The organism is Starkeya sp. ORNL1 (assembly GCF_012971745.1).
GTDB lineage: Bacteria > Pseudomonadota > Alphaproteobacteria > Rhizobiales > Xanthobacteraceae > Ancylobacter.
The window spans coordinates 3314203-3340531 of the sequence record NZ_CP048834.1 but is presented as its reverse complement, the minus strand read 5'-3'; the positions used below and the strand labels follow the sequence as shown (position 1 = coordinate 3340531).

At 65.7% G+C, this 26329-nt stretch carries 29 protein-coding genes; 18 read left to right on the top strand and 11 right to left on the bottom strand.

The window, feature by feature from the left end:
- Positions 1-19: 19 nt before the first annotated feature.
- Positions 20-637 carry an SAM-dependent methyltransferase gene (locus G3545_RS15870; protein ID WP_170014232.1) on the top strand — a complete coding sequence of 206 codons (618 nt, stop codon included), beginning with the start codon at positions 20-22 and terminating at the stop codon, positions 635-637.
- Positions 638-693: 56 nt separating this feature from the next.
- On the opposite strand, the gene G3545_RS15865 is transcribed toward G3545_RS15870, so the two are convergent.
- Entirely contained in the window at positions 694-2124 is a 1431-nt protein-coding gene (locus G3545_RS15865) for an MFS transporter (protein ID WP_170014230.1), read from the bottom strand.
- Positions 2125-2235: 111 nt separating this feature from the next.
- Here G3545_RS15865 and G3545_RS15860 point away from each other — a divergent pair, with 111 nt between their 5' ends.
- Positions 2236-2661, top strand: a complete 426-nt coding sequence (locus tag G3545_RS15860; protein WP_170014228.1) for a helix-turn-helix domain-containing protein — start codon at positions 2236-2238, stop codon at positions 2659-2661.
- 73 nt (positions 2662-2734) lie between these two features.
- Here G3545_RS15860 and G3545_RS15855 read toward each other — a convergent pair whose 3' ends face one another.
- Positions 2735-2911 carry a hypothetical protein gene (locus G3545_RS15855; protein ID WP_170014226.1) on the bottom strand — a complete coding sequence of 59 codons (177 nt, stop codon included), beginning with the start codon at positions 2909-2911 and terminating at the stop codon, positions 2735-2737.
- Between the two features lie 243 nt (positions 2912-3154).
- Here G3545_RS15855 and G3545_RS15850 point away from each other — a divergent pair, with 243 nt between their 5' ends.
- The 4 genes from G3545_RS15850 (at position 3155) to G3545_RS15835 (ending at position 7172) form a co-directional block, all read left to right on the top strand.
- Positions 3155-4255 carry an ABC transporter substrate-binding protein gene (locus G3545_RS15850; RefSeq protein WP_170014224.1) on the top strand — a complete coding sequence of 367 codons (1101 nt, stop codon included), beginning with the start codon at positions 3155-3157 and terminating at the stop codon, positions 4253-4255.
- 117 nt (positions 4256-4372) lie between these two features.
- Positions 4373-5248 carry an ABC transporter permease subunit gene (locus tag G3545_RS15845; protein WP_170018108.1) on the top strand — a complete coding sequence of 292 codons (876 nt, stop codon included), beginning with the start codon at positions 4373-4375 and terminating at the stop codon, positions 5246-5248.
- Positions 5245-6036, top strand: a complete 792-nt coding sequence (locus G3545_RS15840) for an ABC transporter permease (protein ID WP_170014222.1) — start codon at positions 5245-5247, stop codon at positions 6034-6036. The genes G3545_RS15845 and G3545_RS15840 overlap by 4 nt, the downstream gene beginning before the upstream one ends.
- Before the next feature lie 71 nt (positions 6037-6107).
- The gene (locus tag G3545_RS15835) at positions 6108-7172 is read left to right on the top strand and encodes an ABC transporter ATP-binding protein (RefSeq protein WP_170014220.1); all 1065 of its coding nucleotides are present in this window, start codon (positions 6108-6110) and stop codon (positions 7170-7172) included.
- Positions 7173-7340: 168 nt separating this feature from the next.
- Here the strand turns inward: G3545_RS15835 and G3545_RS15830 are convergent, their stop codons facing one another.
- The 3 genes from G3545_RS15830 to pxpB are packed head-to-tail and all read right to left on the bottom strand — an operon-like array spanning position 7341 to position 9912.
- Positions 7341-8111, bottom strand: a complete 771-nt coding sequence (locus tag G3545_RS15830; protein ID WP_170014218.1) for a 5-oxoprolinase subunit PxpA — start codon at positions 8109-8111, stop codon at positions 7341-7343.
- Complete coding sequence (locus G3545_RS15825; protein WP_170014216.1) at positions 8108-9148, bottom strand: biotin-dependent carboxyltransferase family protein; 1041 nt, start codon at positions 9146-9148, stop codon at positions 8108-8110. The genes G3545_RS15830 and G3545_RS15825 overlap by 4 nt, the downstream gene beginning before the upstream one ends.
- Positions 9148-9912 carry a 5-oxoprolinase subunit PxpB gene (gene pxpB, locus G3545_RS15820; protein ID WP_170014214.1) on the bottom strand — a complete coding sequence of 255 codons (765 nt, stop codon included), beginning with the start codon at positions 9910-9912 and terminating at the stop codon, positions 9148-9150. Before pxpB ends, G3545_RS15825 begins: the two co-directional genes overlap by 1 nt.
- 303 nt (positions 9913-10215) lie before the next feature.
- On the opposite strand from pxpB, the gene G3545_RS15815 reads away from it, so the two are divergent.
- The 11 genes from G3545_RS15815 (at position 10216) to G3545_RS29915 (ending at position 20169) form a co-directional block, all read left to right on the top strand.
- On the top strand, positions 10216-10842 hold the full coding sequence (locus G3545_RS15815) for an urea carboxylase-associated family protein (RefSeq protein WP_170014212.1): 627 nt from the start codon (positions 10216-10218) through the stop codon (positions 10840-10842).
- Positions 10842-11660 (top strand): amino acid ABC transporter ATP-binding protein, encoded by an 819-nt coding sequence (locus G3545_RS15810; protein ID WP_170014210.1) that lies wholly within the window; start codon positions 10842-10844, stop codon positions 11658-11660. Before G3545_RS15815 ends, G3545_RS15810 begins: the two co-directional genes overlap by 1 nt.
- On the top strand, positions 11660-12316 hold the full coding sequence (locus tag G3545_RS15805) for an amino acid ABC transporter permease (protein WP_170014208.1): 657 nt from the start codon (positions 11660-11662) through the stop codon (positions 12314-12316). Before G3545_RS15810 ends, G3545_RS15805 begins: the two co-directional genes overlap by 1 nt.
- Before the next feature lie 12 nt (positions 12317-12328).
- Complete coding sequence (speB, locus tag G3545_RS15800; protein WP_170014206.1) at positions 12329-13273, top strand: agmatinase; 945 nt, start codon at positions 12329-12331, stop codon at positions 13271-13273.
- Between the two features lie 114 nt (positions 13274-13387).
- Complete coding sequence (locus G3545_RS15795; RefSeq protein ID WP_170014204.1) at positions 13388-14191, top strand: transporter substrate-binding domain-containing protein; 804 nt, start codon at positions 13388-13390, stop codon at positions 14189-14191.
- Positions 14192-14256: 65 nt separating this feature from the next.
- Entirely contained in the window at positions 14257-14937 is a 681-nt protein-coding gene (locus G3545_RS15790; RefSeq protein WP_170014202.1) for a GntR family transcriptional regulator, read from the top strand.
- A gap of 9 nt (positions 14938-14946) precedes the next feature.
- Positions 14947-15879, top strand: a complete 933-nt coding sequence (locus tag G3545_RS15785; protein WP_170014200.1) for a dihydrodipicolinate synthase family protein — start codon at positions 14947-14949, stop codon at positions 15877-15879.
- Between the two features lie 4 nt (positions 15880-15883).
- Positions 15884-16663: an SDR family oxidoreductase gene (locus G3545_RS15780; RefSeq protein ID WP_170014198.1), complete on the top strand. Its 780-nt coding sequence runs from the start codon at positions 15884-15886 to the stop codon at positions 16661-16663.
- 2 nt (positions 16664-16665) lie between these two features.
- Positions 16666-17670 carry a hydroxyacid dehydrogenase gene (locus G3545_RS15775; RefSeq protein WP_170014196.1) on the top strand — a complete coding sequence of 335 codons (1005 nt, stop codon included), beginning with the start codon at positions 16666-16668 and terminating at the stop codon, positions 17668-17670.
- A complete protein-coding gene (locus G3545_RS15770; RefSeq protein WP_170014193.1) occupies positions 17667-18935 on the top strand; it encodes a Zn-dependent hydrolase in 1269 nt (422 codons plus the stop codon). The genes G3545_RS15775 and G3545_RS15770 overlap by 4 nt, the downstream gene beginning before the upstream one ends.
- Positions 18936-18978: 43 nt before the next feature.
- Positions 18979-20169, top strand: a complete 1191-nt coding sequence (locus tag G3545_RS29915; protein WP_170014191.1) for a M23 family metallopeptidase — start codon at positions 18979-18981, stop codon at positions 20167-20169.
- 19 nt (positions 20170-20188) lie between these two features.
- On the opposite strand, the gene G3545_RS15760 is transcribed toward G3545_RS29915, so the two are convergent.
- The gene (locus G3545_RS15760) at positions 20189-21226 is read right to left on the bottom strand and encodes an MBL fold metallo-hydrolase (RefSeq protein ID WP_170014189.1); all 1038 of its coding nucleotides are present in this window, start codon (positions 21224-21226) and stop codon (positions 20189-20191) included.
- 46 nt (positions 21227-21272) lie between these two features.
- Positions 21273-21935, bottom strand: a complete 663-nt coding sequence (locus tag G3545_RS15755) for a peroxiredoxin (RefSeq protein ID WP_170014187.1) — start codon at positions 21933-21935, stop codon at positions 21273-21275.
- Positions 21936-22252: 317 nt separating this feature from the next.
- Here G3545_RS15755 and G3545_RS15750 point away from each other — a divergent pair, with 317 nt between their 5' ends.
- Complete coding sequence (locus tag G3545_RS15750) at positions 22253-23869, top strand: peroxidase family protein (protein WP_170014185.1); 1617 nt, start codon at positions 22253-22255, stop codon at positions 23867-23869.
- Positions 23870-23919: 50 nt separating this feature from the next.
- On the opposite strand, the gene G3545_RS15745 is transcribed toward G3545_RS15750, so the two are convergent.
- The 4 genes from G3545_RS15745 to G3545_RS15730 form a co-directional block, all read right to left on the bottom strand.
- A complete protein-coding gene (locus G3545_RS15745) occupies positions 23920-24324 on the bottom strand; it encodes a type III secretion system chaperone (protein WP_170014183.1) in 405 nt (134 codons plus the stop codon).
- Positions 24312-25364, bottom strand: a complete 1053-nt coding sequence (locus G3545_RS15740) for a hypothetical protein (protein ID WP_170014181.1) — start codon at positions 25362-25364, stop codon at positions 24312-24314. The genes G3545_RS15745 and G3545_RS15740 overlap by 13 nt, the downstream gene beginning before the upstream one ends.
- A 1-nt stretch (position 25365) precedes the next feature.
- Positions 25366-25773, bottom strand: a complete 408-nt coding sequence (locus tag G3545_RS15735) for a type III secretion system chaperone (protein WP_170014179.1) — start codon at positions 25771-25773, stop codon at positions 25366-25368.
- A gap of 160 nt (positions 25774-25933) precedes the next feature.
- On the bottom strand, positions 25934-26128 hold the full coding sequence (locus tag G3545_RS15730) for a hypothetical protein (protein ID WP_170014177.1): 195 nt from the start codon (positions 26126-26128) through the stop codon (positions 25934-25936).
- Positions 26129-26329: the final 201 nt, after the last annotated feature.

Sequence of the window (26329 nt, the reverse complement as noted above, 5' to 3'; positions counted from 1 at the left end):
GCCGATGGATCGCCGCCACATGGGCCACACCCACACCGATTCCTTCCACTTCCTGCGCGCCTGGATCGCCGATCCGCGCGGCGTCGGCGCGCTGGCGCCGTCCGGGCGTGCGCTCGCCGAGCTCATCACCAGCGACGTGACGGAAGCGACCGGGCCGGTCATCGAACTGGGGCCGGGGACCGGCGTGTTCACCCAGGCGCTGGTCGATCGCGGCGTGCGCGAGGAAGACATGACGCTGGTCGAGTTTGGCTCCGATTTCGCCCGGCTGTTGCGGGCGCGTTATCCCGAGGCGCGGGTGCTGTGCATGGATGCGGGCCGCCTCAGCCAGCATCATTTGTTCGAGGGCGCGCCGGTCGGCGCCGTCATCAGCGGCCTGCCGCTGCTCAATATGGGCACGCGCAAGGTGATGGCGATCCTCGATGGCGCCTTCTCCTACATGCAGCCGCGAGGCGCCTTCTATCAGTTCACCTATGGTCCGCGCTGCCCGGTGCCGCGCGCGATACTGGAGCGCCTTGGCCTCAAGGCGACGCTGCTCGGCCGCGCCATCCGCAACATTCCACCGGCGGCGGTCTATCGCATCACGGCGCGGCCGGCCCGCCAGAACCGCCGGGGCGTCCCGGCGCTGGCTGAAGCCTGAGACCACGGGAAGCGAGACGTCCCATGGTCGGTTCGTGGTGGCTGGAGTTTCGTCGGTCACTCGGCCGGCAGCGCCGTCGCGACGCTGCGGCGGCGCAGGCCGCTCGCGGTGACCAGCACGCTGAGCGCGGTCGCCGCCACCGGGACGATGAGGGCGATGCGCAGCGCTTCCAGCCGCTCGTCGGGCAGCAGCCCGGCGCCGAGGCTGATGATGCTGATGGCGCTCACCGCTGAGAGCCCCAGGGCCGCGCCGAACTGGAAGGCGGTGTTGACGAGGCCGCCAGCGAGGCCCTGTTCGCTCTCGTCGATGCCGTCGGTAGCGGCGATGGTGAGCGGCCCATAGGCCAGCGCGAAGGCGAGGCCGAGCAGGATCATGCTCGGGAACATCGCCGCATAGGTCCAGTCGAGGCTGAGCCGCAGGAACAGCGCGTAGGACGCCGCGGCCAGCACCAGCCCGCCGAGGATGACGCGGCTATTGCCGAAGCGGTTGACCAGCCACGGCGTGACGGTCGGCGCCAGCATGACGTCGACGCCGATGGCGAGCAGGGCAAGGCTGGTCTGCATCGGTGTCCACCCCATGATCTCCTGCAGATAAAGCGAGACGACGAACTGGAAGCCGAAGAACGAGCCGGCGAACAGCAGGGCTGTGAGATTGGCCCGCACCAGCGGACCCGAGCGCAACAGGCCGAGGCGGACCAAAGGCGAACAGGACGAGCGTTCGATCATCACGAACAGCATCCACAGCATGGCGCTGGTCGCGAACACCGCTAACGTCCAGCCCAGTTCCTCGCTGGGGCGCTCCAATCGGGTGACGCCATAGGTGACGAGCAGCATCGCTCCGGTCAGCGTGACCGCGCCGGGCACGTCGAACGTATCGCGGCTCTCGGTCGACCCGTCATCGACGATGAGGCGCGGCGCCAGAACCAGCAGGATCGCGGAGAGGATCACCGGCGCGAAGAACACCCAGCGCCAGTCGATCGCGGCGAGGAAGCCGCCGGCGACGAGGCCGAGCGAGAAGCCGGCCGAGCCGGTGGCGGCATAGATCAGGATCGCCTTGTTGCGCTGCGGACCCTCCGGGAAATTGGTGGTGATCAGCGAGAGGCCTGCCGGCGTCATGAAGGCGGCGGCCACCCCGGTGAAGAAGCGCGCCACCAGCAGCATCCAGCCCTCGGTGGCAAGGCCGCCGAGCCCGGAGAACAGCAGGAACACGGCAAGGGCGAGGAGGAACATGCGGCGCCGGCCGAACAGGTCGGCGGCGCGCCCGCCGAGCAGCATGAAGCCGGCATAGCCCAGCACATAGGCGCTGACCACGGCACTGAGCGTGGTGGTGGAAAGGCCGAGTTCGGCGCGGATCGCCGGCAGCGCGACATTGAGCATCGCGACATCGATGCCCTCAAGGAAGATGGCGCTGCACAGCACCAGGAGGGCGCCCTTGGCGCGGCCGCTCAGATGGCCGGCCTCGCTCGATGGAGACGGAGAAGTGGGCATGTCGTCAGGCTCCTCGGAGGGAATGAAACAGAGGAGGCGCTGAGCCGGTTACATGTTTGCCGGTCAGTTCCCTCTTGTAACTGTGACTGACGTAAGGCAAGGTTCGCTTCCATGGAAGAAGGCACTTCAAACTCACCGAGTGCGTGCGAAAGCACCGTGGACGATTACGGCGTGCTGCAATGGGACACGCGCGAGGATTGCGAGGTGCGGCAGATCCTCGACCGGATCGCCGACAAATGGTCGCTGCTGGTCATTGCGCTGCTCGACAAGCGCACGCTGCGCTTCACGCAACTGCGCAACAGCATCAAGGGCGTCAGCCAGCGCATGCTGACCACGACGCTGCGCCATCTGGAGCGTGACGGCATCATTCAGCGCACCGTGTATCCGGTGGTGCCGCCGCGGGTCGACTATGCGCTGACCCCGCTCGGCGTGACACTGCACGAGACCATCCAGTCGCTGGTCGCCTGGACCGAGCGCTACCAGAACGAGATCGCCGCCGCCCGCGCCCGCTACGATGCGCGGGAGCGCGGCGAGTAGGTCTGCTTGAGGGTTGGATCTCGATGAGGAATGGACCGTCATGGCCGGGCTTGTCCCGGCCATCCACGGTTGCTCATTCGTCACGGGCGTGGATCCCCGGGACAAGCCCGGGGATGACGGCAATCCAATCCGGATTCTTAGTCGGTTTCGGATCCGGCACCTCGCCGATCGAGACGCCACGCTTCATCGCCGAATGACTGGCGATTCGCTTGGCTAGTTGCACGATCGACAGCTCTTCAACGGCAAACATCTAATTGCGGCGTCATCAATACGGCATATATCGAATTGCGGTCGCCGCAATAACTGCGCCGACGAAGGTCTGGCCGCCCCGGCGGCGATCCTGACCTTACGTACACCAATGATTTTTGGGCGACTCTGCAACTGTTTCCCCGGATGACATCGGACTGTCATCAGGGCATGGTTGCTGGCGCCGGCCGGCGGTGGGGCCGCCTATCCCCGATGCTGAGGCGCTAAGATCAACGAGGCGAGCAAAATGAAAAACGTGCTGAGCCGTACTCTCTCCATTTCCATCCTGGCCCTGTGCGCCTCGAGCGGCGTCGCGTTCAGCCAGTCGTTGGACAAGCTGGTTGCGGCAGCCAAGGCCGAAGGCCAGCTCACCGTCATCGCGTTGCCCCACGACTGGTGCAACTACGACGAGGTGCTGAGCACCTTCAAGTCGAAGTATGGCATCCAGGTGAACGAGCTCAACCCGGACGCCGGTTCGGGCGACGAGGTCGAGGCGATCAAGGCGAACAAGGGCAACAAGGGCCCGCAGGCTCCCGACGTGATCGATGTCGGCCTGTCCTTCGGCCCGACCGCCAAGGCCGAAAACCTGCTGCAGCCCTACAAGGTCTCGACCTGGGATTCGATCCCGGCCGAGGCGAAGGATGCCGATGGTCACTGGTATGGCGACTATTACGGCGTGCTGGCGTTCCAGGTGAACACCGACATCGTGAAGAACGTGCCGAAGGATTGGGCCGACCTTCTGAAGCCGGAATACGCCAATTCCGTCGCTCTGGCCGGTGACCCGCGCACCTCCAACCAGGCGATCCAGGCGGTCTATGCCGCTGGTCTCTCCACCGCCCCCGCTGGCGGCGCGGAAGCCGGCAAGGCTGGCCTCGAATTCTTCAAGAAGCTGAACGCCGGCAATTTCGTCCCGGTGATCGGCAAGGCCGCTTCCATCGCCCAGGGCTCGACCCCGATCGTCGTCCGCTGGGACTACAACGCGCTCGCCGACCGCGACAAGCTGGCCGGCAACCCGCCGACCGAAGTCGTGGTGCCGAAGAGCGGCGTCGTGGCCGGTGTCTATGTGCAGGCCATCAGCGCTTACGCCCCGCACCCGAACGCCGCCAAGCTGTGGATGGAGCACCTCTACTCCGACGAAGGCCAGCTGCTGTGGCTGAAGGGCTACTGCCACCCGATCCGCTTCAACGACCTTGCCGCCAAGGGCAAGATCCCCGCGGACCTGCTCGCCAAGCTGCCGCCGGCCGAAGCCTACAAGGCCGCGGTGTTCCCGACCCTCGACCAGCAGAACGCCTCCAAGGCGGTCATTGCCGGCGAATGGGACAAGATCGTCGGCGCCAACGTGAAGTGAGCTGACGCTCCTTCCTATGATCGGGTTGCCGACGCCGCCTGGTGTCGGCAACCTTCTCCCTCGGCCTTACTCGCGAACTGAAGAGATCCCATGGTCGAGAATGTCGGTGTAGCCACTATGGACGGCAGTACTGTCGCCGCACAGCGCAAGCGTCTGCCGTTGTCGTGGCTCGGTGTGGTGCCGTTCTTCGTCTTCGCCTTGCTGTTCCTGATCCTGCCGACCGTCGATCTGATGATCGGCGCGTTCCAGACCCCGACCGGCGAGTTCACCTTCCAGAACATCGCCAATCTCAACCAGCCGAGCATCATCTCGGCCTATAAGATCTCGATCCAGGTCTCGCTGGCCTCGGCCGTGTTGGGCGCCCTGTTCGGCTTCTTCCTCGCCCATGCCGCGGTGATGGGCAATCTGCCCTCCTGGATGCGCCCGACGCTCACCACTTTTTCCGGCGTCGCCTCCAATTTTGCCGGCGTGCCGCTGGCCTTCGCCTTCATCTCCACGCTCGGCCGCACCGGCCTGGTGACGACCCTGCTCTACAGCTATTTCGGCTTCAATCTCTACTCCACCGGCTTCAACATCCTGAGCTTCTGGGGCCTCACCATCACCTATCTGTACTTCCAGATACCGTTGATGGTGCTGATCCTGATGCCGGCACTGGATGGCCTGAAGAAGGAGTGGCGGGAGGCCGCCTCGATCCTCGGCGCCACCAAGCTGCAGTTCTGGACCCACGTCGCCTTCCCGGTGCTGTGGCCAAGCCTGCTCGGCGCCACCATGCTGCTGTTCGCCAATGCCTTCGGCGCCATCGCCACGGCCTATGCGCTCACCGGCTCCTCGCTCAACATCGTGCCGATCCTGCTCTATGCGCAGATTCGCGGCGACGTGCTGCATGACCCCAATCTCGGTTATGCGCTGGCGCTGGGCATGATCTTGATCACTGCCGTATCCAACATCACCTATATCTGGCTGCGTGCGCGCAGCGACCGGTGGCTGCGATGAAGAGTGAACGGCTCGGCCCCTGGCTGGCGATGATCCTTGGCACGCTGTATTTCGTCATACCGCTCATCGCCACCTTCGAATTCTCGCTCCGCAAGCGGCGTGGCGTGTATTCGTTCGACGCCTATGCTTCAGTGTTCAGCGACAATCGCTTCATCGAGAGCTTCGGCTATTCGACGCTGATCGCGCTGATCACCATCGTCGTCGGCGTGCTGCTGGTGGTGCCGACCGCCTATGTCATCCGGCTGCGGATGCCGCGCATCCGCCCGGTGGTCGAGTTCATCACTTTGCTGCCGCTGGTCATCCCGGCCATCGTCATCGTGTTCGGCTATCTCCGGCTCTATAATTCCTCGTCCTTCCTGCCGCTGACCGCGAGCACGCGCACCACCGACCTGCTGCTGGTCTTTGCCTATGTCGTGCTGGCGATGCCCTACATGTACCGCGCCGTGGATACCGGGCTGCGCTCGATCGACGTGAAGACGCTGACCGAAGCCGCCGAGAGCCTGGGCGCCAGCTGGTGGACCATATTGTTCAACGTGATCCTGCCGAACGTGCGGGTCGCGGTGCTGTCCGGCGCCTTCCTGACCTTCGCCATCGTCATCGGCGAGTTCACCATGGCGAGCCTGCTCAACCGGCCGGCCTTCGGCCCCTATCTGCAGAATGTCGGCGCCAACAGCGCCTATGAGCCTTCGGCGCTGGCGGTGATAGCCTTCGTCGTCACCTGGGCCTGCATGGGCCTGATCCAGCTCTTCGGGCGTGGCGCCCGCGGTTCGTCCGCGGCGACGCGCTAGAGCATGATGCCGGATAACATCATGCTTGACCTGTCTAGACACGAACCGGAACGATCCTGAGGGGAATCCAAATGGCATTTCTGGACATTTCCGGCGTTCGCAAGACCTACGGCACCAACCCGGTGGTGCGGGAATTCGATCTCGCGGTCGAGCGCGGCGAGTTCGTCTCGTTCCTCGGGCCGTCGGGCTGCGGCAAGACCACGACGCTGCGCATGGTCGCCGGCTTCGAGCATCCCACCGTCGGCACCATCAAGATCGGCGGCAAGGATGTGACCAATCTGCCGCCGAACCAGCGCAATATCGGCATGGTGTTCCAGGCCTATGCGCTGTTCCCGAACATGACGGTGGCCGACAATATCGGCTTCGGCCTCAAGGTGGCGAAGAAGCCGTCGGCGGAGATCGGCCCGCGGGTGAAGGAGATGCTGGAGCTGATCAAGCTGCCGCACCTCGCCGACCGCTACCCCTACCAGCTCTCCGGTGGCCAGCAGCAGCGCGTGGCGCTCGCCCGCGCCATCGCCAACAAGCCGCAGGTGCTCCTGCTCGACGAGCCGCTCTCCGCGCTCGACGCCAAGATCCGCGTGTCGCTGCGCGAGGAGATCCGCAGCCTGCAGAAGGCGCTCGGCATCACCACCATCTTCGTCACCCATGACCAGGAGGAAGCGCTGTCGATGTCCGACCGCGTCGTGGTGATGAGCGAAGGCCGGATGGAGCAGGTCGGCAATCCGTTCGAGATCTATAATTACCCGAAGACCCGCTTCGTCGCCGGCTTCGTCGGCACGCTGAACACCTTGAAGGCGCAGGTGGTCGATCCTTCGTCCGGACGCCTGAGCATTGACGGCCAGGAAGCCGTCACCACGCGCCCGCTCAATGGCAGCGCGGCCGGCGCCGAGCGCACCGTCGCGCTGCGCCCGGAAGCGGTGGCGCTCGGCGAGCGCACCGAGGGGCGCAACAGCCTCTCCGGCACCATCGACGAGGTCGGCTTCCTCGGCTCGGTGGTCCGCATCAAGGTCCGGCTCGGCGAGAACGCGGTGTCGCTCGACACCTTCAACTCATCGAGCGTCAGCCCGCCCAAGCGCGGCGACACCGCCTCGATCGTCTTCGCCCGCGAAGACCTGCTGGTGCTGGAAGACGCGTAGTAAAGCCGAGACCCCAAAGGCACCACGTCATCCTGAGGTGCGAGCAAAGCGAGCCTCGAAGGATGTCCGCCCCCGAGGATCGTCTTCTGCTTCAGCATCCTTCGAGGCTCGGGCGTTGCCCGAGCACCTCAGGATGACGTCGTTCGGGAGACGGCGCACAGCGTTCAGCTACAGCCACTCCGCCATCGGCCGCACCGCGTAGCCGGCTTCGGTGAGCCGCGCCTTCACCTTGCGCGCCATCGCCACAGCGCCGGCGGTGTCGCCATGGACGCACACGCTATCGGCCCGCACCGCGATGCGCTTGCCGGTGATGGACGTGACCTCGCCGCTCTCCACGATCTGCAACACGCGCTCCGCCGCCTCGTCGGCATCGTGCAACACCGCGCCCGGCAACTTGCGCGAGGCGAGGTTGCCGTTGTCGGCATAGGCTCGGTCGGCATAGATCTCGCGCGCCAGCTTGAGGCCCGCCTCTTCACCGGCGCGCTCGGTGGGCAGGCCCGGCATCACCACGAAGATGAAATCGGGATCGACCGCCTTGATGGCGCGCGCCACCGCGCGGGCGAGGTCGATATCCTCGTTCGCCATGTTGCCGAGCGAGCCGTGGGTCTTGATATGGCCGAGCTTGAGGCCTTGCGCGTGTGCCAGCGCCTGCAAGGCGCCGATCTGGTAGATGATCTGCTTCTCCACCTCGGCCGGACTCTGCCCGAGGATCGGCCGGCGGCCGAAGCCCCACAGATCGAAGAAGCTCGGATGCGCGCCGACGCCGACGTCGCGCGCCTTGGCGGCCTCCAGCGTCGTCGCCATGACCAGGGGATCGCCGGCATGGAAGCCGCAGGCGATGTTGGCAGAGGTGACGATGTCCAGCATGGCCTCGTCATCGCCGAGCGAATAGACGCCGAAGCCCTCGCCCATGTCGCAATTGAGATCGATGGTCTTCATGGTTGCTCCAATACTTCTTCGAAGGCCGAACAGACGCCGCTGACCAGATTGTGGGCGAGCAGTCGCTCCGTCGAAACTTCTCCCGCCGGCGATCCTGCGTCGCTCATCGCTTCCAGCATGGCCGCGATCATGGCGCGATGCGCGTGCGCGGCGGCCTCCGCTTCCTCGGCGGTTACCTGCCGGAAGCGGATCAGGTCGCCGGGCCGCCGCTGGCCGAGGCGGAACAGGTCCGGCCCGATGACGGTGGCGATCTTCGGATAGCCGCCGGTGGTCTGCCGGTCGGCGAGCAGGACCAGCGGCCGACCATTGCCGGGCACCTGGATGCTGCCATTCATGATGCCGTCGGAGACGATGTTGAAGCCGCCCGCGTGCTCGATCGTCGGTCCGTCGAGCTGCGTGCCCATGCGGTCGGTCTTGTCGGTCACGCGATAGTCCGAGGCGAGGAAGGTGGCGATCCCGGCGGGCGTGAAATAATCGTCCTGCGGTCCGAGCACGACGCGGATCGGCCCGGCGCTCGATGGCCGATATTCTCGCGGCAGCGCCAGCAATGGCCCAGCCGGCTCATCCACCAGCGACAGCCGGTCGCCGGGCCGCAATGCCCGCCCTTCCAGCCCGCCGATGCCGGAGCGCGAATGGGTGGAGAGGCTGCCGAGCGTCGGCACCACGTCGAGCCCGCCGGCGATGGCGAGATAGCCACGCATGCCGGATTTCGCGCCGCCGATCTCGAAGCGGTCGCCATCCTTCAGCTCATGAGCGCGCCAGCTTTCCACCGGGTGGCCATTGATGGCGAGCGGCATGTCGGCACCCGCGAGCGCGAGGCGGCAGCGCTCGGCCTTCACGGTGGCGGCGAGCCCGAGCATGGTCATCTCGATCACGGCGGTCCCGGGTGCGTTGCCGACCAGCGCATTGGCCGCCTGCATTGCCACCGTGTCCATGGCACCCGAGGCCGAGATGCCGAAATGCTGATAGCCGAAGCGGCCGAAATCCTGGAGGCTGGAGAACAGGCCGGGACGCTCGATGAGGAGATGGCCGACCATCACGCCGGCTCCCACAACGCGACCTCGGCGCCGGCCTCGGCGGCCGCGCACATGTCGCAATAATCGCCCGGTGTGATCGGCATGAAGCGGATGACGTCGCCGGCGGCGAACAGGAACGGCTTCTCGGCGCGGCGCGGATCATAGGAGCGCACCGGGGTCTGGCCGAGCAGATGCCAGCCGCTGGGGATCTCCAGCGGCGGCGAGATGGCGGTCTGCTGGCCGCCAATGGAGATGCTGCGCGGTGGCGTCTTTAAACGTGGATCGGTGCGCCGGCTGGTGTGGATCGCCTCCGGCAGTCCGCCGAGATAGGCGAAGCCCGGCGCGAAGCCGATCATGTAGACGCGATACTCGGCCCCGGAATGCAGCGCCACGACCTCGTCCGTCGCCAACTCGTGGCTACGCGCGACGCCTTCAAGGTCGACGCCGTGTTCGCCGCCATAGAGCACCGGCACGCGCCAATGGCCGTGTCGCGCGCTGTCTGCGACGCGCGGCGGCCACAGAAGGTGGACCTCGTCGCGCAAGGTGGCGCGGGGAAGCGCGAGCGGATCGAACAGGATCAGCAGCGAGCGGTAGGTCGGCACGATCTCGATGATGCCGGGCAGCGCAAGCCGGCCGAGCGCATCGCCGAGTGCGATCACCTGGCGATTGGTCGCCTCGCTGATATCGCTGCCCAATTCGACTACGAGGCCGCCATCACCGGCGTCGAGCAGGCGGGGCAAATGAGGCGGCTCGGCGGGCCGCTCGTCGGCGTGGTCGTTCCGCATGCGCATTCTTCCATCAATCAAGGCGAGGCCGCTCCGCCAATACCAGATGCGTGCCAGCGGTCATGCGCCGGTAGGCGCGTTTACGCCGGCTGCGGCGGTCGAACCCTTGGCGCCGTTGAGAGTGAGCCTGCGGCGCCGGGGCGCACCCGTCCCTTGAAGCCACCATCCGTGATCGCTCTCCCACGACGCACCCTTGCCGCTGCGCTCACTATTTGAGCAGGCCTGCCGAAAAATTCCACTTGAATTCCTCCGGTATACCCAACAACATCAGAAAGTTAGCGGCTGGCTTGTCAAGGACAGAGCATGGACTACCAGATCGATGAATCCTTCGTGCTGCCCGCGGGTTACGGCAAGGCGGTGCGGCTGAAGACGGGCCAGCGGCTGCGCCTCACCAATCCGTTCGGCACGCAGGCCATCGACTTTTGGGCGTTCGTCGACCGCGATCAGTACGAGTTCATCTCGACCGACAATTTCCGCTCCGTGCACAGCACCATCTTCGCCAGCAAGGAGACGCCGCTGGTCAGCACCCGCCGCCGTCCGCTGGTGACGATCGTGGAGGACACCTCCTCCGGCAAGCACGACACCCTGCTCTGCGCCTGCAATGCCGACATCTACCGCCAGCTCGGCGTCGAGGGCTATCACCGCAGCTGCGCCGACAATATGCACGAGGCCCTCAGTGAACTGTCGATCAGGATGCCGTTCACGCCGTCGCCGGTGAACCTGTTCATGTGCGTCGCGGTGCGCGCCGACGGCTCGCTCGACCGCCTGCTGCCGGTCTCGAAGCCCGGCTCCTATGTCGTGCTGCAGGCCGAGGACGATGTCGTCATGGCTTTCTCCTGCTGCCCGCAGGACGTCACCACCATCAATGGCCCGGAGCGCACGCCGCGCGATTGCCAGATCGAGATCCTCTCGCCCGCCGGGGCAGCCTGATGGCAGGCGAACCCCTCATCCGCATCCGCGATTTGCGCAAGAGTTTCGGCGCACACGAGGTGCTGAAGGGAATCTCGCTCGATGTTCATGCCGGCGAGGTGGTGTCCATCATCGGCGCCAGCGGATCGGGCAAGAGCACCTTCCTCCGCTGTGTGAATGTGCTGGAGCGGCCCAATGCCGGCACAATGGAGTTCGGGGGCGTCCAGTTCGACTTCGAGGCCGGCGCCCGCCGCCAGCCGACACCCGCGCAACTGCGCGAATTGCGCACCCGCATCGGCATGGTGTTCCAGAGCTATAATCTCTGGCCGCACATGACGGTGCTGGAGAATGTCGTCGAGGCGCCGATCCGGGTGAAGGGCGTCAAACCGGCCGAGGCCATCGCCCAGGCCGAGGCGCTGCTCGCCCGCATCGGCCTCGCCGAGAAGCGCCATGCCTATCCCTCCAAGCTCTCCGGTGGCCAGCAGCAGCGCGTCGCCATCGTGCGTGCGCTCGCCATGGCGCCGAAGCTGATGCTGTTCGACGAGGTGACCTCGGCGCTCGATCCGGAACTGGTCGGCGAGGTGCTCTCGCTGATGGCGGCGCTCGCCGGCGAGGGCATGACCATGCTGCTGGTCACCCATGAGATCGGCTTTGCCCGCGAGGTCAGCAATCGCACCATCTTCTTCGACCAGGGCGTCATCGCTGAGGACGGCCCGCCGCGCGAGGTGCTGCGGGAGCCGAAGAGCGACCGGCTCCGGCAATTCCTCAAGCGCGTGCTGCATGAGGATGCCTGGCGCGAGGCCCCGCAGATACCATTGAACATCGCAGGGGGCGCATGATGGCCGCTTGGTGGGAAGGCTTCGCCCCCTATGTGCCGGGTTTCCTCAGTGCCAGCTGGCTGGTGCTGGTGCTCTCGCTGCTTGCCATTGTGGTGAGCTGGGCGTTCGGGCTGCTGGCGGCGCTCGGCAAGGCCTCGCGTTTCGCCGCGTTCCGGCAGGCCAGCAATTTCTACATCTGGTTCATCCGCGGCACGCCGACCCTGATCCAGATCTTCATCGTCTATTTCGGCTTCCCGCAATTCGGCATCCGCCTCTCGCCCTTCGTCGCTGGCGTGCTGGCGCTCGGCTTCAATGGCGGCGCCTATATTGCCGAGATCGTCCGTGCCGGCCTGATCTCTATTCCAAAGGGCCAGATGGAATCGGCGCAGGCGCTCGGCATGGGACGTCTGCAGATGATGACGCGCATCATCCTGCCCCAGGTGTTCCGCGTGATCCTGCCGCCCGTCACCAACGAGGCGATCACCATGGTCAAGAACACCTCGCTGCTCTCCACCATCACCGTGGTCGAGCTGACGCTGTATTCGCAGACCATCATCGCCACCACCTTCCGCCCGTTCGAATTCTACATCGCCACCGCCATCATTTATCTGCTGATGACCACGATCATCTCGCAGGCGGCGGGGCACATGGAGCGGCACTATGCCCGCTCGGCCTGAGAGGACGCCGATATGAGCGTGCTACCCATCGACTCGCTGGAAACGCCGCGCTTCTGCGGGGTGCCGACCTTCATGCGACTGCCGCAGGCGACAACGCTTGAGGGGATCGACGCCGCCATCATCGGCCTGCCCTCGGATTCCGGGGCGCCGTTCCGCACCGGCGCGCGCTTCGGGCCGAATGCGGTGCGTGCCATGTCGATCATGCTGCGGCCAATCAATCCCTATCGGAACATCCATGTGTTCGAGACGCTGCGCTGCGTCGATGCCGGCGATGCCGCGGTGGTGCCGGGCTATCTCGAAGAATCGCTGGCGCGGCTGGAAGCCTCGGTGCGCGCGCTGGTCGAGGCCGGGGTGACGCCGTTCGGCATTGGCGGCGACCATTCGGTCACGCTCGCCGGCCTGCGTGCGGTGGCGGCGAAGCATGGCCCGCTGGCGCTGATCCAGTTCGATTCCCACAGTGACACCTGGGACAAATATTTCGCCGGCAAGAAATACAGCGCCGGCACGCCGTTCCGCCGCGCCGTGGAGGAAGGCATCGTCGCGCCCGAACATTCGATCCAGGTCGGCATGCGCGGCTCGCTGTTCATGCCGGACGATGTGAACCAGTCGGTGAAACTCGGCTACGAGGTCGTCACCACCGATGAGATGTTCGAGATGGGCATTCCGGCGCTGGCCGCGCGCATCGCGGCGCGCACTGCCGGGCGCCCCGCTTATCTCACCTTCGATCTCGATTTCATCGACCCGGCCTTCGCCCCGGCGGTGCAGACCCCGGAAGCGGGCGGGCCGAGCGCGCGCGAGACGCTCGACCTGCTGCGGCGGCTGAAGGACATCAATCTCGTCGGCTGCGACGTCGTCGAGCTGAGCCCGATGTTTGACGGCCCGGCGCAGACAACGGCGCTGCTGGCCGCCACCGTGATGGCCGAATTGCTGGCGCTGCGCGCCGCCATGAAGGCCTGAGACGGAGCAAATCCTGAGATGGAGCGCTCCAGCGCCCCGTCTCGCAGCGGACCGGTGCCGCCCCGGCGGCCCGTTGAAGGCCAATGAAACGCAGACGACAGAGGGGATAAACACATGCGTCTGACACTTCTTCCCGTGCTCGCCGCCGCTCTCGTCGGCAGCCTCATCGCCAACGCCCTCACTACGGATTCCGCAAGCGCCGCGGACCTCGAACTCGTCAAGCCCGGCAAGCTGCTGGTGGCGACCGAGGGCACCTACCCGCCCTTCAGCATGCGCTCGCCCGACGGCCAGCTCGACGGCCTCGAGATCCGCGTCAGCAAGGAGATCGCCAAGCGGCTGAATCTCGAATACGAGCCGGTCGTCATCAAATGGGAAGCGCTGCTCGTCGGTCTCGCCGCCGACCAGTACGACTACGCCTCCGCGGCCATGGACATCACTGCCGAACGCCAGAAGCAGGTGACCTTCGCCGATGGCTGGCTGGAATCCGGCGGGCGCATCGTCACCAAGAAGGGTTCGCCGATCAAGACGGCGGCGGACATCAAGGGCAAGACGGTGGGCGTGCTGGTCTCCTCGACCTGGCAGAAGCTCGCCGAGGACCGCGGCGCCACCGCCAAGGCCTACAAGGCGGAATCCGACGCATTGCAGGATCTGGTGAACGGCAATATCGACGCGGTGATCACCGATTCGATCGCCGCGGCCTATGCGATCGAAGCTTCCAAGCTGCCGCTGGTGCTGGTCGATGAGTATCTCAGCCACATCCAGAAGGGTTTCCCCTTCAAGAAGGGCAAGCCGAACCTGGTCAAGGCGGTGAACAAGGCGCTCGCCGACATGATCGCCGACGGCACCTACGCCAAGCTCACCACGCCGCTCATCGGCTATTCCCCCGCCCCGAAGGATCCGATCAAGAGCCAGTTCTGATCCTCCATCGATCGAGCCCGGCCACGTGAAAACGTGGTCGGGCGTCCACCTTTGCAGAGCACCTTATGCCCAACCCCGTCCGCCGCACGCCCGTCGCCGGCCCGCTGGAAGAGCGCGAGGAAAGCCTCAGCCAGATGGCCTATAACGACCTGCTGGACCGGCTGATCAAGCGCGAGATCCCTGTCGGCTCGGTGCTGCAGGAGCGCCGTCTTGCCGAGGCGCTGGCCATCTCCCGCACCCCGGTGCGCGACGCCCTCAACCGGCTGGAAAGCGAAGGCTTCATCACCCGCAAGTCCGGCGGCGTGCTCGTCGTCAAGGAATTCTCCACCCGCGAGCTGATCGAGACGCTGCATGTGCGCCAGGTTCTGGAGATGGAGGGCGTGAGGCTCGCCACGGGCCGCATCCCGCCCGCCGAGCTCGACGAGGCCGAGGTCGCCATCCGCGCGCTGCTGGCGGCGGACGAGCCCAGCGCCGAAGAGGATTGGGAGGTCGACAGCCGCGTCCACCGCATGATCGCGGAGAAGAGCGGCAATGCCGTGCTCGCCAAGCACATCCATGATCTCCGGGTGAAGACCCACATGTTCAACATGGACCGCGTGCCCGAGCGCTTCGAGATCGGCCATCGCGAGCATCTCGCCATCATCGAGGCGCTGCGCCGCGGTGATCGCGACGCTGCCCGCGCCGGCATCCAGGCTCACATCGAGAACGTCAAGCTGAGCATCATCGAGAAGCTCCGCATCATCTGAGGAACGACCATGGCGGCTGAGAAGATCAACGAACGGACGCGCGGCGTCTATATCATTTCCCCGACCCCGTTCACCGAGACCGGCGAGATCGACTATGCGAGCACGGATTCGCTGATCGATTTCTATTTCGAGACCGGCGTCACCGGCATCACCATACTCGGCGTGCTCGGCGAGGCGCCGAAACTGGCACCGACCGAATCCCGCGCCTTTCTCGAACATGTCATGAAGCGCGTCGACGGCCGCAAGCCGATCGTGGTCGGCGCCAGCAATCCCGGCACCGACAATCTGGTGCGCTTCGCCAAGGAGGCGATGGACCTCGGCGCCGCCGGCCTGATGATTGCCCCGCAGGCGGGCCTCAAGACCGATGACCAGGTGTTTTCTTATTGGGACGGCGTGCTGAGCCGGCTCGGCGACGATGTGCCGGTCTGCTACCAGGACTATCCGCAGACCACCAACACGGTGAGTTCGGTTGCCGTGCTGCACCGGCTGATCGACGCCTTCCCGAACTTCGTCATGCTGAAGCATGAGGAGGGTTCCGGCCTGCCCAAGATCACCCGCATGCGCGAGCGTTCGGACAAGGGCGAGGGCCGGCGCGTCAGCATCCTCGTCGGCAATGGCGGGCTTTATCTGCCGCAGGAACTGAGGCGCGGCGTCGACGGCGCCATGACCGGCTTCGCCTATCCGGAAATGCTGGTCGGCGTCTGCGAGAAGTTCTTTGCCGGTGATGTCGAGGGCGCCGAGGACCTGTTCGACCTCTATCTGCCGATGCTGCGGCACGAGCAGCAGATGGGCTTCGGCCTCGCCGTGCGCAAGGAAGTGCTGCGCCGGCGCGGCGCCATCAAATGCTCCATCACCCGCCATCCCGGCCCGAAGCTCTCCGCGCGCGATCACCAGGAGATAGGCGAGCTGATGACGCGCCTCGAGCACAAGCTGAAGGGCTGAGGCGATGGATCTCGGAATAAAGGGCCGCACCGCCCTGGTGCTGGGCTCGAGCCGCGGGCTCGGCCTCGCCATCGCGCAGACGCTTGCGGCCGAGGGCGCCAGCGTCATCCTCGCCGGGCGCAATGTTGCGGCGCTGGAAGAGGCCGCCGCCGGCATCCGCGCCGCGGGCGGCACCGCCTCGGTGCAGTTGCTTGATCTCGCCGACCGGGCTTCGGTGCTGGCGGCGCTCGATGTGCTGGAGGGCCAGCCGATCGACATGCTGGTCAATAATAGCGGCGGCCCGCCGCCGGGGCCGGTCTCCACTGTTGCTCCCGAACAGTGGAGCCGCCAGTTCGAGACCATGGTGAGCGCCATCTTCCTGGTGACCTCGCGCCTGCTGCCGGGCATGCGCGCCCGCAAGTTCGGGCGCATCGTCAATGTGGTCTCGTCCGGCGTTGCGCAGCCGATCCCCAATCTCGGCATCTCGAATGCCCTGCGCGCCTCCATCGTCGGCTGGGCCAAGACGCTCGCTGCCGAGGTTGCGTCCGAGGGCATCACCGTGAACTCGGTGCTGCCCGGCCGCATCCACACCCAGCGGGTCGACGAACTCGATACCGCTGCGGCGGCGCGTACCGGCTCGAGCGTGGAAGCCGTCGCCGAGGCTTCGAAGGCCACCATCCCGATGGGCCGCTATGGCGCGCCGCAGGAGTTCGCCGATGTCGTCGCCTTCCTGGCGAGCGCGCGGGCGAGTTATGTCACCGGATCGACCGTCCGCGTCGACGGCGGCGCAATCCGGGGCATTTGACGATGGGGAGCCGTGAAGCGGGGGGCGTCTGCCTCGTTCTCCAGGCTATCCACGCGGCCGGGATCGAGCGGCTGCGCAAGGCCGGCTGCAAGGTGCGCTTCGCCTCCTCGCTCGATCCTGCGGTGCTTGCACGCGAGATCGCGGACGCCTGCGCGGTGCTCACCCGCGATGCACGGGTCGACGATGCCTTGATGGCGGCCGCGCCGCGGCTGGCGGTGATCGGCGTCCACGGCACCGGGGTGGACAATATCGCTGTCGAGGCGGCCACCGCGCGTGGCATTGCCGTCGTCAACACACCCGGCGCCAATGCGCGCTCGGTGGCCGAGCATGCGCTGGCGCTGACCTTCCACCTTGCCAAGTCCATCGGCATCGGCGATCGCGCGGCGCGGCAGAGCGACGGCACGTTCAAGTACAGCAGCCGGCTTGTCGAGCTCGACGGCGCCACCTTCGGCGTCATCGGCTTCGGCGCCATCGGCCGGGCGACGGCGCGGCTCGCGAAAGCGCTCGGCATGGAGGTCATCGGCTGGTCGCGCAGCCAGGATGATGACGCCTTTGCGGCCGAGGGCGTGCGGCGGGTGCCGAGCCTCGATGATGTGCTCAGCGAGAGCGACGTCGTCTCGCTGCATGTGCCGAGCAACCCTGCCACGCGTGGCATGATCGGCCGCGACCAGCTGGCCCGGATGAAGCCGAACGCCTACCTCATCAACACCGCGCGCGGCGCGCTGATCGACGAGGCTGCCCTGGCCGAGGCACTGGTTGCGGGCCGTATCGCCGGCGCCGGGCTCGATGTGTTTGCGGTCGAGCCGCTGCCGGCGTCCTCGCCGCTGATCGGGCTCGACAATGTCGTGCTGACCCCGCATGTCGGCGGCTCCACCGAGGCGGCGCTCTATCGCGCGGCCACCACGCTCGCCGACGAGGTGCTGGCGGTGCTGGAAGGGGCGAAGCCCGACCATCTGGTGAACGAGGCGGTCTGGCCGCGTATCGCCTCCGGGGAACGGGCGCTATGAGCGCAGCGCTGCGCGCCGCCGTGGCGTTGGCCGAGCGGCTGTTCGACGAATTGCGCGCGCGCACCACCGACGAGCCGGGCATCACCCGCGCTGCTTATGGTGAGGGCGAGGAATTCGCCCATGCCGTGCTGAAGCGCACCGCGCGCGAACTGGAACTGGCCGAGGCGGTCGACGCCGCCGGCAACCTCTATCTGACGATGGTCGGGGAGGAGCCTGATCTGCCCGGCTGGATCATCGGCTCGCACATCGATTCCGTGCCGCATGGCGGCAATTTCGACGGCGCTGCCGGCGTATTGGCGGGCATTGCGGTTGCCGCCGCACTGAAGGCCGAGGGCCGGCGGCTGGCGCGCAACCTCACCATCATGGTGATCCGCGCCGAGGAGAGCACCTGGTTTCCGGTCTCCTATCTTGGCAGCCGCGCCGCCTTCGGCATCCTGCCCGCGACGGCGCTGGAGACCTGCCGGGCCGACACCGGCCTGACGCTGCGCGCGCACATGGAGGCGCTCGGCTTCCGGCCGGACGCGGTGGCTGCAGGTGAGGCCTGGCTCGATCCCGCGCGCATCCATGGCTTCATCGAGCTGCATATCGAGCAGGGTCCGGTGCTGGAGCGCGAGGACGCGCCGATCGGCCTTGTCACCGGCATTGCCGGCTCGTTCCGCTATCGCAAGGCCCGCTGCCTCGGCTCCTATGGCCATTCCGGCGCCGTTCCGCGCGCCTATCGCCAGGATGCGGTGGTGGCGTTCGCCGAATTCGTCGCCGCCATGGAGCAGGTCTGGGATGGGCTGGAGCGCGACGGCCAGCGCGCCACCATCACGTTCGGTGAGGTCGGCACCGATCCGGCGCAGCATGCCTTCAGCAAGGTACCGGGCGAAGTCGGCTTCTGCCTCGACGTGCGCACCGAGAGCGCGGCCTGCCTTGAGCGCATCCACGCCGAGCTGCTGCAAGCCGTCGCCGTGATCGAGCAGCGCCGCGGCGTACGCTTCGATCTCGGCGAGCGCACCGGGAGCAGCGCCGCGGTGCTCGACGCTGCACTGCGCGGACGGCTCGCTTCGAGCGCGGATCAGCTCGGCATCCGCGCCATCGAGATGCCGAGCGGCGCCGGCCACGACACCTCGGTCTTCGCCAACAAGGGCGTGCCCGCCGCTCTGGTGTTCGTGCGCAACCAGAATGGCAGCCACAATCCGGAAGAGGCGATGCGGATGGAGGATTTCGCGACAGCGGTCGAACTGATCCACCGATGCGTCGTCTCCGAGACGGCGCGGTAAAATTTGCTAAGGTCGCGGTATCCGCCACGCCGAGACCAAGCTCATGCGTTCCTTCGCGATGCTCGCCATGACCGCCTTGCTGCTGTTCGCGCCGGCCGCGCTGGCGCAGTCGCTGAAGCCCGACGAGGTCTTCAGCTCCATCGCCGTCCGGGCGATCAGCGACCCCAATCCGGTGCTCGGCACCGACGGGCGCGTGCACCTCGCCTATGAGCTGTTCGTCACCAATCCGAGCCGGCTGTTCGTCTCGCTGGACAAGGTCGAGGCGGTGGACGAAGCCGGCCAAAGCCGGTGGACGATCGAGGGCGACGGCCTCGCGGCGATGACGGCGATGTATGGCGGCGAGGGCCGCATGTTGTCGCCCGGCGGGTCCGCCAGCGTTTTCATGGATGTCAGTTTCGCGGATGGCGAGGCGCCGCCCCCAAGCGTGAAGGCGCGCATCACCGCGACGCGGCAGGCCGCCGGCAAAGACGGCAAGCCGATGGCGCAGCCGGCGGACGCCCCGCTGCCGAGCACGTTCAGCTTCATTGGCGCCGCCGTTACGATCGGAAAGCCCGCCGTGGTCGTGGAGCCGCCGCTCAAGGGAGCGGGCTGGATGGCGCTCAATGGCTGCTGCGACGCCGTCACCTCGCACCGCGGCGCGGTGATGGCCATCAATGGCCGGCTGCGGGTGCCCGAGCGCTTCGCCATCGACTGGATCAAGCTCGACGATGCTGGCCGGGTCTTCACCGGCGATGCCTCGAAGCTGGACAGCTACGCCTATTACGGCACCCCGATCCACGCCGCGGCCGATGGTGTCGTGGTCAATCTCTATGACGAGGCCGATGAGCAGGTGCCAGGCATGGACGCCAGGGGCATCACCCCGGAGAGTATCGGCGGCAACATGCTGGTGGTCGATATCGGCGGCGGCGCCTACGCCTTCTACGCCCATTTGCAGCGCGGCAGCCTCAAGGTGAAGCTCGGCGATCGCGTGAAGGTCGGGCAGGTCATCGGCCTGTTGGGAAACACCGGCAATACCGACGCCCCGCATCTGCATTTCCACGTCATGGACGGACCCTCGCCGCTGGACGCGAACGGGCTGCCCTTCGTGTTCACGCATTTCTCCAGCCGCGGGATACTTTCATCCGGTCTGGACGATTTGCTCGAAAAAGGTAAGCCGGCAAAAATCGATCCTCGCTTCACCGGCGAGCACAGGAACCAGCTGCCGCTGAACAACGAGGTGGTGGACTTCGACTGAATCCCCCCGGCGCCCGCGCCTAACGTACGATCGGACCGTCGGCCTTCTTCCAGGCGTCGATGCCGCCCTCGATATGGCAAGCGCCGGTCAGGCCGGCATCCTGCGCCGCCTGCACTGCCATCGCCGAGCGTTCGCCGAAGGCACAGTAGAAGACGATGCGCTTGCCGGTCGCCGCCGCCAGCTCATGCAGCATGCCGCCGGCGCCGATATTCTCCAGCAGGTCCGGATAGGGGGCGTGCAGGGAGCCGGGAATGACGCCGTGCCGCTCGCGCTCGCTCTTCTCGCGCAGGTCGACGATGGCGATGTCGGGCCGGCCACGCAGTTGCATCGCCTGCGCCGCCGTGACCGCCCAGCCCTTGCGCGCGATCTCCTCCTGGTGGAGTCCGACATGGACATTGGCCGGCACCGCCACGTCCATCATCTTCGGATTGGGCAGCTTCAGATTGTTCATCAGGTCGACATACTCATCGACCGACTTCACCCGCAGCCGCGGGTTGAAGTGCTTCTCCTCGCCGATGGTCGAGACGGTGTCGCCCTTATAGTCGTGCGCCGGATAGACCAGCGTCTCGTCGGGCAGGCGCAGCAGCTTGTTGAAGATGGAATCATACTGCGCGCGCGGATTGCCGTTCTGGAAATCGGTGCGGCCGGTGCCGCGGATCAGCAGGGTGTCGCCGGTGAACACCCGGCCGCCCATCAGGAAGGAATAGGAATCGTCGGTGTGGCCGGGCGTATAGAGCACGTCGAGGCTGAGCCCCTCGATCGCCACCCGGTCACCTTCCGCCACCCGCATCGCGACGACATCGGCCTGGCTCTGCTCGCCCATCACCGTGATGCAATGCGTATGGTCGCGCAGCGCACCGAGGCCGGTGATGTGATCGGCGTGCAGATGGGTGTCGATGGCCTTGACCAGCTTGAGGTCAAGCTCGCGCACCAGTTGGAGATAGCGATCGACCTTCTCGATCACCGGATCGATGATGAGAGCCTCGCCACCCTTTCGGCTGGCGAGGAGATAGGTGTAGGTGCCGGAGACGCTGTCGAAGAGCTGACGGAAGATCATCGGCACCTCCGTGCGCGAATGCGTGCACGCGCCGCCTCGGCGCTGTTCAGCCCTTCGGCTGCGGCACGATGCGGATATAGGGCTTCGGCGCGTGCCAGCCTTCAGGATACTTCTGCTTGGCTTCGTCGTCGCTCACCGAGCCGGCAATGATCACGTCCTCGCCCTGCTTCCAGTTCACCGGCGTTGACACCTTGTGCCTGGCGGTGAGCTGGAGCGAATCGATCACCCGCAGCACTTCGTCGAAGTTGCGGCCAGTGGTCATCGGATAGATCAGGATCAGCTTGATCTTCTTGTCGGGACCGACGACGAAAACGTTCCGCACTGTCTGGTTGTCGGCCGGGGTGCGTTGGAGCGGATCGCCCGACACCGGCGCCGGCAGCATGCCGTAGAGCTTCGACACGTTGTAATCGATATCGGCGATCATCGGATAGTTCGGCGCGTAGCCCTGCGTCTCCTTGATGTCGTTCGCCCAGCCGGAGTGCCGGTCGAGCGGATCGACGGAGAGGCCGATGATCTTGACGTTACGTCTGTCGAACTCGGGCTTTATCTTGGCCATATAGCCAAGCTCGGTGGTGCAGACCGGCGTGAAATCTTTGGGGTGCGAGAACAGCACCGCCCAGGAATCACCGATCCAGTTATGGAAATTGATCTTACCTTCGGTCGTTGCCGCCTCGAAGTCCGGCGCGACGTCGTTGATCGCGAGTGTCATTGCACATTCCTCACGCTTATTGGAAGCTTCCCGGTCAGATTTACACCCATTGCATACGTAAGCAATATGAACGCACAGGGAAGTGGTACCATGACGCAGCCGCGGCCGGTGGCGCAGTAGGCCCAGCCTGAATTTCGGACGAGGCCCTGCGCTCGTGGAATTGCTGGGGCGCGCAATCCGGCAGCGTTTTTTAACGGACATCCATGGTTGCGTGATCGCAACCTCTTGAGGCGGGGTAGCCACGGGCTTTCTCGAGGAATACGACGGCGTTGCCGGCCGATCAGCCGGCAGTGAAGGTACAGCAGCCGGGGGGCAGCATGAACTACCAGCGAAACAAGAGCAGCGACAGACTTTGGCCTCGGCTGCGCAGTTATCTACTGCATAATTTCGAGCCGGTTTGGCGATTTGTTCAAAGCGTGCCGTTCCTGGCGCGCATCTTGAACGCCTTCATGATCAACACCGCGGTCAACGCCTCGCGCGCGCGGCCGCATGCGTTCAGCACGCTCACGCCCTACACCTCGTGGTCGTCGCTGACTGACCGGACCTATTTCGCCAGGCACCTGCCTCCGGAGGACGGATCTGCCGCGCCGCTGCCGCCGCTGCCGAGCGTGCTTGACCTGTTCAGGCGTGACGGGACGTCGGTGCGGGAATGCCCGAAATCCACATTACTGTTTCCGGTTTTCGCCCAGTACCTGACCGACGGCTTCCTGCGGACCAATATGGTCGACCGGAGGCGGACCACGTCGAACCACGAGATCGACCTCTCCACGCTCTATGGCCGCACGCCGGCCCAGACCGCCGTGCTGCGCAGCGGTCTGCGTGGACGGATGAAGTCCCAAATGATCGGCGACGAGGAATACCCGCCGTTTCTGTTCGAGGCCGACGGAAGAACCATCCGCGCGGAATTCCTCGACGCGGCGGGTCAAAGCGTTCTCGATCCGCCTCTGGGCCTCGACAAGTTTCCGGGCGCCGGGTTCGAGCGTCAGCTCTTCGCGGTCGGCGGCGACAGGGCCAATGCCACGCCGCTGGTGAGCATGTTCAACACCCTGCTGCTGCGCGAGCATAATCGGCTTGCCGCCGAGCTGGAGAAACGCAATCCGGGGTGGGATGACGAGCGGCTGTTCCAGACGGCGCGGAACATCCTGGTCGCGATGTACATCAAGATCGTCATCGAGGAATACATCAACCATATCTCGTCGGCCTGCTTCAAGCTGGCTGCAACACCGGCAGTAGCCTGGACCGCCGGGTGGAACCGTCCGAACTGGATGACCGTGGAGTTCGCCCTGCTCTATCGCTGGCACTCCCTCATTCCGGACCGCATTGCGTGGGACGGCGCCGAGATCGACGCATCTCAAATGGTGCTCGACAACCGGTTCCTGACATCGGTCGGGCTGGCGAAGGGGTTCCAGTTCACCAGCGCGCAGAACGCCACGGCCATCGGCCTCCACAACACCGCGGCATTCCTGGAGCGCGTGGAAGAGGCCGCCCTGAACCAGGGGCGCAACATGAAGGTGGCGCGGTACAATGCCTACCGGGAAGCCATGAGCATGAACCCGGTCACCTCGTTCGACCAGATCACGGGCGATCCCAAACGGCAGCAGGAACTGAAGGCCGTCTATGGCACGCCTGACGCGCTCGAATTCTACACCGCGCTGTTCGCCGAGGACGTGAATCCCAACACCCCCATGCCGGGCCTTATGGGGGCCATGGTGGCGCTGGACGCGTTCTCCCAGGCGCTGACCAACCCCTTGCTCTGCGCGTCGGTCTTCAACACAACCACCTTCACCGAATGGGGCATGGAGCAGATCGAGGCCACGCCCTCGGTCTTCCAACTGGTGGCGCGCAACGTGCCGGGCGCCCTGGCGCCCGGCGTGACCCGCAAGACGCTGGGCATGACCCGGGGAGACTGGGTGCGGAGCTGGGCAAGTTTCTAGGGCTTGGGCCGGTCGTTCGGATGGTGCGATCCGAACGACCGGAACGCACGCTACGGCGCGCCGATGCCCAACTCGTGTCGGACAGAATCGAGGTCGTCCAGATAGAGGGTGAGCGCGGCGGTGAAACCCGGATAGGAGAGGCCCTGCAGGGGCATCTCGCGGATGAGGACCAGAGCGCCACTCTCGCCGTCCTTGCCGAGGCGGGTGTTGCGACGGGCCAGCCGGCTGCCGAGGCGGAACGGCCGGAACGCATCACCAAGCGCCCTTTCCGCGTCAAGCGCCAGGACGGCGATAAGGAACGCCGCGTTCCAGCTTGCCGAGAAGCCGAGGGCGACGGATTCGCCGTCGAAATCGATCACGATCAGGCCGTCGGCGTCGGGTTCGAGCCGGCCGACGCCATGGTCATGCGCAAGCGAGGCAATGAGGGCCTCGGCATGGAGCGTCAGCTTGTCCACGGATTGGTCTCCGTGTTGACCTCTTTCACCAGCAGGTTCACCCGGAAGTCGAAGACCGGATTTTCCTTCGTGCCTCCGACTTGCGTCGGCTTGTTTGCATTGTCGCGCAGCAGGACTTCGAACTGGCTGCCCGGCGGGAACAGCGATTCGTCCTCGCCCTTGGTGGCTGACAGCCAGCTGACGTCGCGCGCCAGCGTATTGTCTGACGGGATGACCGTGATGACATGCGACTGCTGGTCACCGCCGAAGACGTTGCCGACATTATGCGCCGCCGAGCCGATGCCCGGATCCGTCACCGTCTTGCCCTTCTGATACATCGCATCGATCGAGGACGGCAGGTTTACCAGCCGGTTGGTCACGTAGACCGGCTTGTCGAGCTTGTCCCAGGCGTCGCGCATCGTGTTGCAAAGCTCCGTCACGAAGCCGCAGGGCTGGCCGGTCCTGAGCTCGGAGTTGATGCCGCCATAGGCCTGCGTGGTGTACAGATGCAGCGCGACAAGCTGGTCGATCGATATGCCTTTCTGCCGTGCCTCCGCGATGACACCGGGCGTGGTCATCAGGCTGTTGAAGGCCTCCAGCACGCAGTCGCTGACGTCGGTGGCGTAGGCCACCTCGCTATTGTGCAGGATGTTCTGCTTGGGCTCGTTCTGCGACGCCTGCATCAAGGGAGAATTGTTCAGCTCCTTCAGCAGGGCCTTGCGCATCTCCTGTCTTGCAGTCTGCAGGGCGTCCTTGGTCGCCTGGGTCGGATTGGACTGATTTGCGGCCCTCGCGGCAATGTAGCGATCGATCGCCTTGCCGGCGGCCTTGCTGTACCCCTTGGACACCGCGGTGTCCTGCTTCGGGCCGAGCTTCGAGAGGTTCTTGCCGATCGACTTGAAGGCGCTGGTCAGGCCCTTGGCGACCTGCTTGAAGAATTTCGGCGTCTTGCCGCCCACCGGACGCCCGTTCACGGGGGCCTGCTGGTCCGTCGGCTTCGGCGTCTGCGAGCCGATCGGCGGGGTGCCTGCCGTCAGCCCGACATTCGATGTCCCACCCATGTCAGTGCGTCTCCATGGCTTCCTGGAAGTGGGCATCGAGCCGCTCGCCGATCGTCAGCGCCGCGGCGCAGTGGTCGAGCACCAGTTGCTCGAGGTCCGAGCTGGCGAGGCTCTCCAGGGGAAGCGTCCCCGTCAGTTCGAGCCGGCCCGGGCCATGCCCCTCGGCGAGGAAGAACGGGCCGGTCATGTCGTTTGGCAGATTCAGCTCCAGCAGGTCCATCAGCCGGGCGCGCGGCAGGCCGTCATGCGCGTCGCGCACGCGGGACGAAAGCGTCATGCTTGCGCCGTCCGGGTCGATCTCGACCCGGACGTCGAGGTCCTCGATCGTGCCGATGAACACAGTGTCCTGCACGGTGAACTGCACGCCGAACAGGTCCTGGAAGACTTCGATGAAGATATGGTGCGGCACGCCCGCCTCCCGGGAACGACTGCTGGGTCGATGCAGGCAAGGGAAGCTAGAGCATTTCCCGATCAGATGGAATCATCTGATCGAAGAGGAATTGCTCCAGCTTATTGAATCTAGAGCACTTTCTTGTCGTTCGAATGTTTCCATCCGAACGGAAAGGGCTCTAGGGTCGGAAGATGATCGGCTGCACGTCGTCCGTCACGACCGGCGCTTCGGGAGCTGCGAACGGATCGGCGATGCTCGACGTCATCCGGTTCAGGAACGTCCTGCTGAACGGCTTGCCGGGCCCTGCCGTTGCCTTGCGCCGCTCATGCTCGGCCAGCAACTGCCGCTGGCGTTCGGTCAGATTGTCGATCATGCGATGCCTCCTTGAGTTCTTGGCTTCGCTTCGCGCTTCACCGACCTTCATTGAGCCAGCTAGTCTTCGTCGACGACGCTCGGACGCGTTGTCATGAACATGACAGATCTTGATCCGCCCGGCGGAAAAGCCCGCGGAGCGGGACGGGGACTGCGGCGAGGCCGTCCGAAATCACAGGCGCACATACAATTCCATGGGCAG